At 46.1% G+C, this 14,573-nt stretch carries 14 protein-coding genes; 5 read left to right on the top strand and 9 right to left on the bottom strand.

Features of this window, described 5'->3' with window-relative positions:
• Nucleotides 1–106 precede the first annotated feature (106 nt).
• Complete coding sequence (gene phnR / locus BIZ37_RS03645) at nucleotides 107–811, top strand: phosphonate utilization transcriptional regulator PhnR (RefSeq protein WP_187460358.1); 705 nt, start codon at nucleotides 107–109, stop codon at nucleotides 809–811.
• A 119-nt stretch (nucleotides 812–930) separates the two neighbouring features.
• Here phnR and BIZ37_RS03640 read toward each other — a convergent pair whose 3' ends face one another.
• From BIZ37_RS03640 to BIZ37_RS03625, 4 genes are all read right to left on the bottom strand, one after another.
• Nucleotides 931–1,593, bottom strand: coding sequence for a DedA family protein (locus BIZ37_RS03640; protein WP_187460357.1), 663 nt, complete (start codon nucleotides 1,591–1,593; stop codon nucleotides 931–933).
• Nucleotides 1,594–1,675: 82 nt separating this feature from the next.
• The gene (locus BIZ37_RS03635; protein ID WP_222939574.1) at nucleotides 1,676–1,981 is read right to left on the bottom strand and encodes a hypothetical protein; all 306 of its coding nucleotides are present in this window, start codon (nucleotides 1,979–1,981) and stop codon (nucleotides 1,676–1,678) included.
• A gap of 54 nt (nucleotides 1,982–2,035) precedes the next feature.
• Nucleotides 2,036–2,464, bottom strand: a complete 429-nt coding sequence (locus BIZ37_RS03630; RefSeq protein WP_222939573.1) for a hypothetical protein — start codon at nucleotides 2,462–2,464, stop codon at nucleotides 2,036–2,038.
• A gap of 211 nt (nucleotides 2,465–2,675) precedes the next feature.
• Nucleotides 2,676–4,088 carry an FAD-dependent oxidoreductase gene (locus BIZ37_RS03625; protein ID WP_187460354.1) on the bottom strand — a complete coding sequence of 471 codons (1,413 nt, stop codon included), beginning with the start codon at nucleotides 4,086–4,088 and terminating at the stop codon, nucleotides 2,676–2,678.
• Nucleotides 4,089–4,610: 522 nt separating this feature from the next.
• Between BIZ37_RS03625 and BIZ37_RS03620 the strand changes: the two genes are divergently transcribed.
• Both BIZ37_RS03620 and BIZ37_RS03615 read left to right on the top strand, forming a co-directional pair.
• The gene (locus BIZ37_RS03620) at nucleotides 4,611–5,558 is read left to right on the top strand and encodes a TerC family protein (RefSeq protein WP_187460353.1); all 948 of its coding nucleotides are present in this window, start codon (nucleotides 4,611–4,613) and stop codon (nucleotides 5,556–5,558) included.
• A 363-nt stretch (nucleotides 5,559–5,921) separates the two neighbouring features.
• A complete protein-coding gene (locus BIZ37_RS03615; RefSeq protein ID WP_187460352.1) occupies nucleotides 5,922–6,740 on the top strand; it encodes a helicase associated domain-containing protein in 819 nt (272 codons plus the stop codon).
• 73 nt (nucleotides 6,741–6,813) lie between these two features.
• Here BIZ37_RS03615 and BIZ37_RS03610 read toward each other — a convergent pair whose 3' ends face one another.
• From BIZ37_RS03610 to BIZ37_RS03590, 5 genes are all read right to left on the bottom strand, one after another.
• Nucleotides 6,814–7,458, bottom strand: coding sequence for a hypothetical protein (locus tag BIZ37_RS03610; RefSeq protein ID WP_187460351.1), 645 nt, complete (start codon nucleotides 7,456–7,458; stop codon nucleotides 6,814–6,816).
• Nucleotides 7,459–7,603: 145 nt separating this feature from the next.
• Nucleotides 7,604–8,035, bottom strand: a complete 432-nt coding sequence (locus tag BIZ37_RS03605; protein WP_187460350.1) for an ecotin family protein — start codon at nucleotides 8,033–8,035, stop codon at nucleotides 7,604–7,606.
• Nucleotides 8,036–8,105: 70 nt separating this feature from the next.
• Complete coding sequence (locus BIZ37_RS03600) at nucleotides 8,106–9,638, bottom strand: phospholipase D family protein (RefSeq protein WP_187460349.1); 1,533 nt, start codon at nucleotides 9,636–9,638, stop codon at nucleotides 8,106–8,108.
• A 162-nt stretch (nucleotides 9,639–9,800) separates the two neighbouring features.
• Nucleotides 9,801–10,064, bottom strand: coding sequence for a hypothetical protein (locus BIZ37_RS03595; protein WP_187460348.1), 264 nt, complete (start codon nucleotides 10,062–10,064; stop codon nucleotides 9,801–9,803).
• Nucleotides 10,065–10,107: 43 nt separating this feature from the next.
• Nucleotides 10,108–11,877 (bottom strand): murein L,D-transpeptidase, encoded by a 1,770-nt coding sequence (locus tag BIZ37_RS03590; RefSeq protein ID WP_187460347.1) that lies wholly within the window; start codon nucleotides 11,875–11,877, stop codon nucleotides 10,108–10,110.
• Nucleotides 11,878–12,188: 311 nt separating this feature from the next.
• Between BIZ37_RS03590 and BIZ37_RS03585 the strand changes: the two genes are divergently transcribed.
• Both BIZ37_RS03585 and BIZ37_RS03580 read left to right on the top strand, forming a co-directional pair.
• Nucleotides 12,189–13,736, top strand: a complete 1,548-nt coding sequence (locus tag BIZ37_RS03585) for a YjjI family glycine radical enzyme (protein ID WP_370577299.1) — start codon at nucleotides 12,189–12,191, stop codon at nucleotides 13,734–13,736.
• Entirely contained in the window at nucleotides 13,702–14,571 is an 870-nt protein-coding gene (locus BIZ37_RS03580; RefSeq protein WP_187460345.1) for a YjjW family glycine radical enzyme activase, read from the top strand. The genes BIZ37_RS03585 and BIZ37_RS03580 overlap by 35 nt, the downstream gene beginning before the upstream one ends.
• The last annotated feature ends 2 nt before the right edge of the window (nucleotides 14,572–14,573 follow it).

The following is a 14,573-nucleotide window of genomic DNA, read 5'->3' as shown; positions in this document are numbered from 1 at the left end:
CGACTACTAAGCTGCAGATGATGACTAATAACAGGATATAATGTTAATCCGATTAGCTCCCCCCAAACTAGGTGTTAATCGAATTTGCATTTACATAGGGTCAATTGTGCAATATTTAAAAATCATGGAAGCCATCAACGAGCAGATTGATGCAGGCCTTCTTTCTGCAGGCAACAAATTACCTGCAGAACGCAAACTCGCGGAATCATTCAATACCACAAGGGTCACCCTGCGTGAATCTTTGGCTCTGCTGGAAGCAGAGGGAAAGCTATATAGGGAAGATCGCCGTGGTTGGTTCGTCTCACCGATACCACTTAGTTATGACCCGACCTATACCACCAACTTCCCACAAATGGCCAAAGAGCAAGGTCGCTTAGCCCGCACTGAGCTCATCGAAGCCAAACTTATGCCAGCCAGCAGGCGAGCAGCTTCACTGCTTAAAGTGCCGCCCTTGTCGGAAGTCTACCGTGTCGACCGCCTGCGTTTTCTCGATGAACGCCCAGTGGTGGTGGTCACCAACTTCATTTTGCCGAAGTACTTTCCAGATTTGCTAGAGAAGTCTTTCACCTCTTCACTGACTACCCTTTATCGTGAAGAGTATGGCGTAATCTATTCGAAAACCCGTTACCGTGTCAGTACTACATCATTGCTAGGAGATACGGCCCAGCATTTGAGGGCCACAGCAGGAAGCCCTGCAATGTTAGTCGAGCGCCTCAACTACGACCAGAATGACAACGTCATTGACTGTGACTTGGAGTATTGGCGCCACGACGCGATTTGTATTGAGTCGGTTGCCCAGTTGTCGAAGTAGTTTTTGAGAGCCAAGAGTTGAAACAAAAAAGCCTGAATAACCGCTGATTTCGCGCTTCTTGCTTATCAGGGTATTCAGGCTTTTTCATTGTTAGCACGATTTTCTGCCGCGATTGGCCACTAAACCTTAGATGTTTGTTTTGGAACCACTTTGGCCTTGGCGTAACGGTACACCAAACCCACGATAGCCGACACCATCAAGGTGAAGCTCAGCATCACCAAGCCTTTAGTGAGGATTTGCTGGTATTCACTTAGTATCGGGCTGAGCATGATCCACTTGCCTACCAACAGCAAGATCAAACACCAGATCAAGGAGCTCATGGCACTGATCACCACCATTCGCCACGCACTCAACTTGGCAATACCCATCAGCATTGGTGTAAGCACCCTGACAAAGGGAACAAAGCGCGAAATGAACAATGACAGGAAGCCATATTTATTGAGCAAACGCCTCGCTTTTGGCAGTGCATCATTGGGGAGCATACGTTCCAGCCAATCTACGAAGCGGGTTCGGTGTAGCACCCTTCCCTGCAAGTAGCCCATAAAACCACCAAAGGTAGCAGCAAAACACAGGGCTGCGACCGTCGTAGGGAAATCTAAGATACCCAGCCCAATCATCCCCCCGGCAAACAGCACTAAGCCGTCACCGGGAAGCGGCAAAAACACAAAACTCGATTCCAGTAGCAAGATTATCGTCAGCAACAACAAGAACCATTGCAATGAACTGACTTGCTGTAGGGTTTCAAAATCGTGATGCCATATAGCCAATAACATCTCTTGCATATACTACTCCAACTTGTAACTACCGGCTTTCCCGGCCTAAGAACTGCCTTGTTTACAGACAAGCCTGAATAGACTTGCTGAATTAGTGGCGAGCATTTCCAAAAATCAAATCAACTAGCATTCGTGAGGCTAGATTACCATCTTGGTTGAGCCGCATTTCAGCCAAGGTATTTTCGATGTAGTCATTAACTAACACCGATGTATAGCCAAATGGTGAACTCGGCCAAATGTATAAAATCAACAGAAATGTGATTGCAATCAGGGCAATCATCCTCCAGTTCAACAATGCACTTTTTACCTGTGGGGAAGTCCAAGTACGTTTCATTGTCATACCTTTGTTTTCTAAATCTCTAATATCAACGTGCCTGTAACAAACAGCAGCATTCACGTTAGATCTGCTTTCGTTCCAGTCAGATAGCTAAATGAAGAAAAAGGTAATGACTTAGCCGAAACGGTGGCTATATAGCAGGTTCCCCTCTTTCCAACCGGAAAGACGGTTATGGTTATGCGGGATGTGCCCAACCCAATGTGTTTGCAAGGGGGGCAAAGCTGTTGGCTTCAACGCTTGGGATAAATAAGAAGGAGGATGAAATTCATGAACTTGGGAAAAAACGGGTTTGACGCCCATTCCTGCGTAGTGGTCAACACTTTTTAATCGCCTCAACGCATTGAAGAAATAAGTCTCGTGACCTTCATCAAACACAGAGCGGTCATCGTCCACGGTTATGGTTGCCATATCCGCGGTTTGAACTGGGCAATACCATTTAGCCCCGATAAGCTGGCTGGATAAATTGGCCGTGACCACTGGGCTTAACAGTTTGTCATTTAGCGACTCAATAGGCTGCGCTATCGCAGTGTTTGCACACCACAATAAAACAAGCAGACAAATTGCGAAGAGGTGCCTAATCAAGATACAAATCACCCAAGACAAATACTCACAACATTATAATCTGTGCCGGCAAACTGGAAAGCGTTTAATAGCAGGTTGTGTTACAAGTTATGTTTTTTTATCCAATTTTCGACACAAAGAGCCGTTGGGCCCTTTGTGTATTTTCACCAGGTGGGAATTGCAGCACACAGCATTATCCTTTATCGGCTTTACCGGCGGCATCGGCAAACTTTGCCAATTGCTTATCCAACCACGCTGGTTGCTGACCCGCATCTTCTGCGGCTTCTTTACGGCGAATAGCATTGCGCACCATCATTGCCCCCGACCAACGAATTGGCTCAGGCGGGAAATAACCTTTTGGTCCAGACACTAGGCCACATTCGGTCCATTCGTTTCGCTGATCCAGTACCATTGACGATAGGATTTTTCCGCCAATCCACGTCTGCGCCACACCGTTACCTGAATAGCCCAGGCCATACACAATATCGTCATTCTGCTTGAGTTGGCCGAAAAACGGCATCCCGGTCACCGAGCGATCCGATGCCCCAGTCCATGTAGCAGCGAACGACTGCCCTGCCAGCGCCGGAAAGAACCGGTCAAATGCACGCCGAAGCAATGGCTGATAGCGGCTAGGCTGATCAAACACCTTGCCGATGCGGTTGGCAAATGAGAAATGGTTACCTCCTTTGCCTAACATTAACCTTCCATCAGGGGTTGTGCGGTAGTAATGAACAAAGGTTCTCGAATCAACCACCGTCTTGCCGTCTTTGAGTCCCATTTGTTGCAACTTTTCCGGTACAGGCTTGGTGATAGCCATATCCGAAGACACCAGCACCACGCTGCGTTTGAATTCGGGGAACTTATCCACCATCCACGCATTGAGTGCCAGAACCACTTTCTTGGCAAAAATATCCGCTTGTGGGGTCGTTATGGTAATCGGGATATCGGTATTGATATCTTCCATCGGAGTATTCTCAAAAATCTTCACCCCTAGCCTCTCGGCGACACGCTTCAATCCACGAGCAAGCATCGCTGGCTGCACACTTGCAGCGGCAGGAGAATAGTATCCCTCACTGTGGATAGCCGAACCGGCATCAAGCTGGACCCTTTCTTTTTCCCACGCTTGCCAGCTATTGATATCCTGCTGATCCAATGCCTGTAGAACCCCTTCCATCGAGCCTTCCTGCGCACTGTTGGTCGCGGTATAAAGGGTGCCATGACGGCGTAACTGGGCGTCGATATCGTGCTCTTTACAGAACGCTTCGATTTCATAAATTGCCTGCTCGGAAGCTGCCACCAACTTAGCAGCCTTCTCTTTGCCGTAGAGTTTTACCATCGATAGATACTTCGTCGACCACGTCAGCATGCAGCCACCGTTTCGCCCCGAAGCACCGCTGCCGCAAAGCCCTTTTTCGATTACAACAACATCCAGATCGGGTTGCTGTTGCTTCAGGTTAATGGCAGTCCACAGACCGGTATACCCACCACCGACAATACAGACATCGGTTTGGATATCATTTTGTAGCACATTAGTTTGAGCTGACACTTCAACTCCCATCGCCTGGGAAAACCAATATGGCTGGAAGTTATCTTTGTCCTTGAGCATTATTCACCACCTGACTTGGTATAGACCAAAGTAATGACGATAAATTAGCGCCCATCTGTGAAAGCTTTATGACAAACACCGCAATCTGACAAATTTTGATTCATAGCCAAGTCTTGTACCAATTTCAGCGCTATTCCAGCCCTCTCTTCCAGCTAATCTGGTTATCTAAATCAATAGCTTGAGTTATATTTTTTATAATGAATTTATTTTTTATGTATTCGGTGTAAATTATCACTAGCGCATTACGAAATTTGCTTTTAGAATGCGCCTGCTTTGGGGAGTAGTCACCAATTGTTCGTCTGTCGTCATCTCGAAGTCTTGTACTTCCGGCAGCCGAGGGTGGATTTGTAGCATTCTTTCTACACCATCCTGACGAGACCAACGCCATTAATCATGCACAACCGTGCTGGGTTGTCTTTATTTGCGTAATCGCAAAGAGATAGCCGTGACATTAATGCGCGAAAGGTCTGGTCTCCCCTGATCCATCCCCTTTCGCGCACTCGATCGTGAAAGGAGTAATCTATGAGCCTTTTGAGCTATGAAGGGTTCGCTGTTCTAACCATCTTTATGTTGGCGTTGGACTTATACCAAACCCGTGGTGGTAAGGTCACTATCAAAAAAGCCGCTCTTTGGAGTGTGTTCTGGGTTGTGTTGGCTTTGGCCTTCAACGTGGTGATCTACCTGTACTGGCCTTTAATGGCTCCTGATAGCAGTTATACCAACAGCGAAGCAGCGACAGCCTTCCTTACCGGCTATTTGCTCGAGAAATCTTTGAGTGTCGACAACCTGTTTGTCTTCGCTTTGATTTTCAGCCAATTTGCCGTGCCTGAAGCGATTCGACCTAGGGTGCTGATGCTTGGTGTTGTGGGTGCGCTTATCCTGCGGGCAATCATGATTGCTGTAGGTGCAGAACTGCTGACCCAGTTCCACTGGATCTTGTATGTGTTCGCAGCATTCCTGCTATACACCGGCTATAAGCTATGGCGTGAAGACGAGGAAGAGCAAGAAGACTTCTCCCAGTCACTACCCGTGCGTCTGGTGAAAAAGTGCTTCCGGGTGTCTGATGATTACAAAGGCCATAAGTTCTTTGTCAAAGACAGCAAGGGCTGGATCGCAACTCCACTGTTGATTGTGATTGCGGTAATTGCTTTGACCGATGTGATGTTCGCTCTGGATTCAATACCAGCGATCTTCGCGGTCACCAAAGAGCCGTTCCTAGTGATGACTGCTAACGTGTTCGCATTACTTGGTTTGCGCTCGCTGTACTTTGTACTCGAAGGTATGCTGACCCGTTTCTGCTACCTACGTCCTGCATTGGCATTCATCTTGAGCTTCATCGGTATCAAGATGCTGCTAATGGAAACCAGTTACGCAATCCCGACACCGGTTTCTTTAGGTGTGATCGTACTGACTATCAGTGCAGCAATTGTCGGCTCACTGTGGAAAACCCGCGAGCTAAAAACGTCATAACGACTTAGTTACCGCAAACACTATAATATAAATCGCCCACTATTTAAGTGGGCGGTTTTGATTTGACTCTATAAAGTACTTCTCCGTTTAGGCCCTGCCATTAAGTTGCATGTCCTCTTAGCCATCTGCGAAGAGAATTAATCAACCAGATAAAAAGATTTCATAATAAATAAAATCACCCCACCCCTGTTTATATTGATGTATTTTTTCCGCATGTATTAAAGACTTAGTCATTCTCCTACGTTTAATCTTGATTAAATGCTTAACCCTAGCCTTATTTTGCGACGAATTTCATATTTTCGGCTTCACTACTTAGAAGTAATATCGCGCCAAAATCATGTTTAATCCCATTGTGAGGTATGTGTGGCATCAACTGTTGGCATCGATACAATCGATAGGTGGTTTTACGATGGACTAAAAGAGTTCCTTCTTGAAGGCCACTCTGTACCATTTGGCAGAGAGGCGCGCCATTTTAAAACCCAGTCTGGTTTTAAACTTGGCCTTTGGGTCAACCATATACGGTTAATGAAAAAGACCAACCTGCTGCGTGATGAGCACATTGCTATCTTGGATGAAGTGAACTTCATCTTTGACAAAGATAGCTACCAGTGGGAACTTGGTCTAAGGGCATACCGGGAATATACCAAACAACATGGTCTGGCCATTGTGCCGAAAGGATACATGAGTTCTGAGCATTTCCCGCTTGGTAACTGGCTCGCCAAAGCAAGAAACGAATATAGCAGAAACAAGTTAAGCCAAACGAAATCCAAGTCATTGTTCCTTATCAACTCAAACTGGTTCAAAGAGATAATGACCCTTTCGTGGCAAGATAGCTACCGCCAATTACTGCGTTTCCGCGAGATAAGAGGACATTTGAATGTGTGGTCAAGCTATGAAACCAAAGATGGTTTCCGATTAGGTAAATGGGTATTTGAGCAACGGGAGCTACAGCGCCGTGCAATGTTGCCGGAAGTCCACTACAAAGCACTAAATGATATCGGTTTTAATTGGCAAGATAGTTTTAACCACATTATCAAGCAGGGAGCAGCTTTCCAAAAAATTGAGCTGCCAGCGCCTTTAGCAAAACCCGTTGTGCCAAAAAGGTTTGAACTGGAAGATAAAATGGTTTCGTACTTCGCCAAATCAAAACTTGGTTCAAAAGCAACAATAGAGTACCCGTGATCTTTTTGAACTGAATTCCCACTCAAGTAACGCCTCTATGCTTTTAATTAGTAATAGTAAAAATGTAGAGGCGTTACTTCTCTTTGAATACCACCGCCTGGGTAGTATTACTGGATTTCATTTCTGTCATTATTTCAAACCTCTGCCCGGTTACAGCAAAAATCGAATCTAGAGCTGGTATCAGGTGTTTTTGCTTGATGATGCTGTAATACGTCTCGCTGGTAGCGATGAGTAATTGCTCCAACCTACCCCTTTTGACCGTTTTTATATCAGTATTGTCTGGCCTGCTGACCAGCTCGCAATACAGGGCAATACAGCCAACACTGTTTGTCCCAATCAGCGGCAGTAAACTTGGCAGCAAACGGGTTTGATGTTCAGCCTCGCTTGCAATCAAGTCACTAAAAGTAAAAGTCGCCTTGCTATCCAGGCCCAAGGATGACGAGATAAACATGTCGACAGAAAGCGCTGAAAAAACAGCTTGTTGATAACAATTAAGTTTATTAGCCAATATTTGATTTGTTACTCGATCAAGGGCGTTGTCAAACCGCTGCCGCTTGTGGCCTATGCTGATATCTGTAGGTAAATAATCAGCAAATTCGCCGAATGCCACCGTTCCCGACTTACCATTGCAGTTAGCTAACGCCAACAAAAACAGGGTGGCAATATCGAGATCAAAATCAGTAAGTTGAGCTGGCAAATCAAATGAGTCCCCCGCCATAGCAACCTCCTCTAATACCAGTTTAAAGGTTAGGTAGCCGTTGGAAATGAGGGTGTATCGAATATGGAGCGATCTTAAATGTGAGGCTGAAATGCAGACGACGCCAATACCGCGAAGGCATTGGCGTCAACTAAGAGAAATTTAATTACTCTACTGGCGCCCAAACTTTGTAGTCAACGTCCACATCTTCCTGTGCGTAGACTACCAAAGGAAGCTTTGAATTATAGCGCAACAAATCACTGTGGAACTGCAGTTCTGTGTCTGCCGCTTCTTTCTCACATGCCATCATGGTGCTGGCATAGTTAGTTTGTTTTTCCAGTACGTAGTAAGAATAACCCCACCCTTCCAGTGAGCGTCGCTCGATATCCATCGGCAGCGCTTTGATGTTGCAATCAACCTTCATAACACTGTTAGCGACAAGTTGAACACGGCGGTCTTGGTTTTCATTCTCAACGGTATCAAGTTGGATAACATGCTTGGTAAAACCTGGCATTTCAGGGAACATGTCAGCATTATCATTCGCGAAAACGTGAGGGGCTGAAATCAATAACGCTGCAGTCAGAAGTGTCTTTTTCATTGTTATTCCTATTATTTTGGATTGCCCTAGTTTTACCATCTTATCCTGAACCTTGGCTGTTTAGCGCCGCTTACAGGTATTTTTCTATCGGGAAAAGTTGTAAAAAACGCGATTTTGCTCGATCCCACTGACTAGTATCGGGCTCGGTCTCCCAGCTTTTTGTACCGGAATACCACCGAACACTGCCTCCCTCTAGACCCAGGCGCCAACTGTTTTCTTCTTCCATCGCCACCTCAATGTCGCCAGCTAGTGAATCAGCAATTCTTTCATTTTCGATGACTAGGATAGATTCAGTATTAAGATACGTTGAACGCAAATTAAAGTTGAAGGAGCCAACCCCTGCGATTTGCCTGTCAAAGACAACGGACTTTGAATGCAGGCCATAAGGCGTTGTGGGTGCACATTTAGCAGCATCTTTTGTTGATTGCTCACATAACTTGGTGTCAGGTTTTAATTCAAACAACTGCATACCATTATCTAGCATGTCCTGACGCCTTCCTGCATAACCAGAATGGTTAGTGATAAGGTCATTGGAGACCATAGAATTGGTCAACGCCCTTACTTTAACACCATCATTTGTTAGATCTTGAAGACTTGCCAATTGGCCATCATCGAAAACGAGATAAGCCGATTCCACAACAATTTCTTGTTCAGACTTCAACGCTAAATCCGCCAGAGCTCTGGCTGTCTTCTTGGGTGAGTCGGTATTATCAACATCATCAGGGACAGGTTGGTCGGCGATATAGCGCGCTTTGACCCAAGTGATCTCCCCCATTAACTCCTTTAGAAACTGATAGGCAACCTCACTCCCTTCAGGCAATGCCGGGTAATGCGTGTAACGAGGAGCATAAACCCGATCTAACGCCGCCAGTTCAATGGAGGCTTCCCCACCCAGCATGCTGACAGGGTAAGACCAACGGCTATCCCAATATTCAACAAAACTCGTTTGGATATCATTGACTACTGCCCCCATAATCAACACATCACGATCGCGGAAATTAATATCATCAGAGAGATCAAAGTACTCATCGCCTATATTACGCCCTCCAACAACTGACATAGCTCCATCCACTGTGAATGATTTATTGTGCATACGGCGATTGAGACGTGAAAAGTCACCGAGTACATTGAGCCACTTTGCGACTCCTCGCCGGGTAGGAATAGGATTAAATACACGTATCTCAATAAAAGGGTGAGAATCTAATGCTATTAACAACTCTTCTCTTTCGTTTAGGTTTATGTCATCAAGCATGACACGCACTTTGACACCGCGATTCGCAGCAGCAATCAAGCGGGTAGCCAAATATCTGCCCGAATCATCTGAGTTCCAAATGTAGTACTGGATGTCGATGCTATGTTCAGCCGTTTCAATAAGGGCTAAGCGCTGGGCCAAGGCATCCCAACCGGTATCTTGCAGTACAACGGCACTGTTAGCTGGCGTTAAACCTTTAGGCTGGTGAGTATCAACCAATGCCGATAAAGTGCTAGCCTGCTGCGAAGCCTTTGACTCTATAGGGTGCTCGACTTCATCGGATAGGGATGCGCAACCATGCAAAAAGGTAAAAATAAAAATGATAAGACTAATGCGTTGCAGCAAAGGCATGTATAAATGTTCCTTTTCTATTTCTTGTAACCCTTAATGAGTTTTTCGGCTGACATTTAAGTAAATGCACTGAAAAATTTGGGCTTTATCCATGAAGAATTGTATACCAAGAAAGGCAATGAGAGATGAACAAAAGAAGAATGAGGTCTGAATTCCCCCACTCTAACCAACAAAACTGAAGATACATAAGATAAAAGGAAGGCTTGCAACGACTCGTGCAGCTTTTATTGCATTCTCCTTCAGCCGTTCGGATTGCATTTCAATATCCAATAGCATCTTTTCTTTAGAGGGTGAATGCTCGGCAAAAACCGTCTTCTCAACCTTAAGCATCGCTTTTTGATTGATTTTTTCTATCGCAACTTTGGCCTTGATGTCTCCTTCCATTAAGGCCCGTTCAACTAATTGATCAACTTTGTTGCTCAGCATTGCCTAGTCCAACCCCATGCTTAGAGATCACTTGGATATGGCTCTATTGCCGGTAATTTTTGACCGTTGAGTACTTCAGTTTAACCGGCCGTCTAATTGGCCTGTCATAGCCATAAATATCTTCCCGCAATTGTAGTTGATCATTTTCATCAATCCACGCAGTTACATAGGTAACATCCACATCAATCTTGCGCGGCAATGTGATGGTATCGGTTCTCCTATCGGTAACCAATTGCTGGTAATTGCGCCAACTTGGTCGCTGCTGGTAATCCAACACAAAATCAGCCAGTTCCGCAGCCTTTTCTACCCTTACACACCCAGAACTTAGATTGCGTTTGGCTTTATTGAACAGCTTTCTTGATGGAGTGTCATGCAGGTACACCGAGTAGTCATTGGGCATGAGGAATTTCACATTGCCGAGAGCATTGCCGCGGCCAGGCTTTTGCATAAACTCATATGGAAATGTATGGGGGTTAACAGTGCTCCACTCAACCATATCTGGAGAGATTTCGGTACGATCCCGCCAGCTGCGGATCATGGTCAAGTTCTTCCTCTGCAGGTAGTCCGGCGAGGCCTTCATGCCGGGGATCACGTCTTTTTTCTTTATGGTTTCCGGCACATTCCAGCGAGGATTGACCACCATTATATTCATTGATGATGAAAAAAGGTTTGTTGGCCTGGTTGTTCTACCAACGATAACTTTTGACTCAAAGACGACTTCTTGCTTATAGGTTATTTGCAGCCGGTAGTCAGGAATATTAACACGGATACTAGGTCGCTCTTCACCTGAGGCTCCCATCTGACTACGGTATGAATTAAGCGCAAGCAAGCGAGCGACTTCTTTATAAGGCAAAGCCATTTGACGGGCTGTTGCAGAACCAATAATACCATCAGGTTCCAACCCGTTTCGCTGCTGAAAACGCCTAATTGCTTGATTCAGCTCACCGCTGTTGGTTAATACTGGCTTGGACGTTAGCCGATAGAAAGCTTCATCACCTAAATCACCATAAGTATTGAGCACCTCTATCATTGCCAGCCCATTGGGGATTTCAACCTCAGGTTTAATAAGTTGCCTACCGTGAGGTTGATAACGGTGTGCCGGCATTTGGTCAAATCTCTCTACCTCAGACAATACGCGCTTGGACAGGGTAAAACTCTCATTACTACCAATAAGTCGATGCGCCAAAAATGATGGAATGATGGCAGCCCCGGCAACAGAATAAGGTAATGATTGGGAACCAGACTCTGTCATCAAACTCACAGTTTGGTTGCGAAACATGGTGCTGGGCGCAGAGTAAAGAACACTTTTCAGTGCTTCGTAGAGCAGAAAGGTATCAGTCGCCAGCATGTCATAGGCTCGCAGATCGGGCTTGCTACTCAGCTGATCCAACTCGGAAATACGAGCTTCAATACCTGGCGTCAATCCGGAAAATGCAAGTGTCCTTAGACGTATATCCAACGCTTCACGCAACTTTTCATCACGCCACAAAGGCATATAACCATTACTTGCATATATCCGTTCCACTTCAGTGGTGAAACATAGGTTCGATTCGGCAAAACCACACAGGCTCTGGGTGCTGGATAAATCGATCACTGACAGCAAGGAAAGATCAAGACCGGTTTTTACTGCTGTTGCCCCTTCAGGCAAAACATTTGGCTGAGACTGATTATCTGCAACAAAATTCCCTGGGCTAGCCAATGCTGCATACTCTTTTTCCCCTAACTCCTGAGCAGAGGTAGGGGTGCAAAAAACAGCTGAAGTAACGGCAAGTAACGCGTAAATTCGATCTTGTGTTCTAACTGAACCAGTCATCGCTAATGTCCTGAGCTAAGGTCGAAGACCAACAATCAAGCTCTGTCCTTGAGAAATATGAAGGGGCGGAACAATCATCCTGTTGAACTGCCTACTATTAGGTCTAGTCAAAATAATGACACAATGACAACTTCGTCATGTTCCAAAAATGACAATCCGAACAATAAATTCATCGAAAATGGTATCACCACCGTTGACGACGGCGCCCCTCCCCATAGGCCCTTGGTTTTCCAATATAGAAATCGCAATTTGAGTTCTTTTCACTTCAAGAAAATACCGTGCCGATTTATGTTATTAACCATAATTCAAACATGGTTAATAACATGAGCATTCAAGATAAATTCAGACAGATCATTAATGATCCTACGCTTTCTCCGAAACAGAAAAGCCAATACCTTGCGCTAGAAGCCGATGCCAGCCTGCCGTACCCTGAAATCTCGCAGTCAGTCAAAGACGCTATTGAAGACAATATCTTGTGCGACATGTTCGAGGGCAATGCTCCATTTAAGCCTCGCTACGTACTGCCTGATTACGCCAAGTTTCTAAAACAAGGCTCTGAATATCTTGAATTACCTCCTGCACAGAATTTTGACGAAGCCTTAAATCATCTATCGATCATTTATCATCATGTGCCATCGGTAACAAACATTCCGGTTTACCTCGGCCAACTCGATGATGTATTGCTTCCATTCGTCGAAGCGTTAGACGCAGAAACGATTTACCGAAAATTGCGCCTGTTCTGGATCATGCTAGATCGCACCCTGCCAGATGCTTTTATGCATGTGAATATCGGCCCGACTGACAATGTGATCTGCCGGACAATTTTGCGTGTTGATGCCGAGCTCAAGCAAGTCGCCCCTAACCTGACCTTCATGTATGATCCTGAAATCACCCCAGACGATCTACTTCGACAGGCCAGCCACAACATCTGCGAATGCAGTAAACCGCATATTGCGAACTATCCAGTGCATGCCAAGGCTTATGACAATAGCGGTTTTGGTATCGTGAGTTGCTATAACTCTCTCCCTCTGGCTGGCGGTGCAAATACCCTGGTTCGTATGAACCTTAAAGAGGTCGCCAATAAAGCATCATCTACTGATGATTTCTTTCGCACGGTCTTGCCAAATTACTGCCAAACCATGTACGAGCTAATTGAAGCCCGCTCTGCTTACCTCCATGAAGAGTCGGGGTTCTTTAACAGCTTCTTGATTGAGGAAGGCTTGATTGCTGAAGATCGATTTGCGCCAATGTTCGGCATCTATGGCATGGCTGAAGCGGTCAATATCATGGTTGCCAAAGATGGCCTTGACGGACAATACGGCCACCAGCAAGGTGCTAATGAGCTGGGGCACCGAATCTCCAAAACCCTGAGTGACATTGTCACATCCACGCCAGTCAAATATGGCTACCATGGTCGTGCCCTGCTCCACGCCCAGGGAGGTATCAGTTTGGATGAAGATGTCACTCCGGGAGTACGTATCCCTTATGGTACTGAGCCAGACCCAGTTAGCCACATCCAAGCGCTAGCTGAACACCACCAGTACTACACATCGGGCATCAGCGACATTTTGACCATTGATGAAACCGTCAAATCAAACCCAGAAGCTATGTATCAGTTATGTAAAGGTGCGCTGGCTATTGGCTTTCGCGAGTTTACCGCTAACGTACACTCTAACGATTTGGTCAGGGTGACAGGCTATATGATCAAACTGTCTGATATCGCCAAGTTCAAGGAGCAGGGTTCCCGAACCAACACCACAGGTCTCGGTGCAGAAGCCGCAGCGAATACCGGAATCCTCAATCGCAAACCACGAGTTGTGAGTCATGAGCAAGCGCCACGCTACTGCGACAGTCAGTAAAATCCTCAATTTCTCGTGTGTCGACGGGCCTGGCAACAGGCTCGTTATCTTCCTGCAAGGGTGCAACTACCAATGCAAGAATTGCCACAATCCACACACTATCGGTATCTGCAACCATTGTGGAGATTGCGTTAGCCCCTGCCCGAGTCATGCATTATCGTTAAGCGAAGGCAAAATACAGTGGGATGCTGCACTATGTACCCATTGTGATCGCTGTTTAGACGTTTGTCCTAACCAGTCCAACCCCAAGACCCAGCAGATGGGCGTTGAGGACATTTTGCAGCTTGTCCACAAGCACCAGCTGTTTTTATCGGGGATCACTGTCAGTGGTGGCGAGGCAACACTCCAGTTGCCTTTCATTGTTGAGTTGTTCAGCGCTATCAAAGCCGATCCAACGCTACGCCAACTGACCTGCATGGTCGACACTAATGGCAGTCTTAGCCTGACCGGATGGGAGAAAGTACTGCCGGTATTGGACGGTGCCATGGTTGATTTAAAAGCTTGGCAGGAAGAAACCCACGCTTGGCTAACCAGTCGTAGCCATCACAGGGTCATACAGACTATAGATATGCTCGCAAAGCACGATAAACTGGAAGAAGTCCGTTTGTTACATATACCGGGTATCACAGACTTCGAGCAGGAAATTGATGCCCTAGCCCATTTCTTGGGCTCACTGCCTCAGAGGACATCGGTTAGGCTCAATGCGTTCCAGCATCACGGCGTCGTCGGGGAGGCATTACAATGGCAGACATGCAGTCAAAAGCAGATTGAATCATTAGCCAATGCGCTTGGCCAGAGAGGCATCGACACTCTCTATCTAAACCCCATTGGATAATT

The sequence above is a fragment of the Photobacterium sp. BZF1 genome (genome assembly GCF_014349205.1).
Classification (GTDB): Bacteria; Pseudomonadota; Gammaproteobacteria; order Enterobacterales; family Vibrionaceae; genus Photobacterium.
The sequence above is the reverse complement of the archived record's forward strand: the minus strand, read 5'-3'. Positions and strand labels throughout refer to the sequence as shown.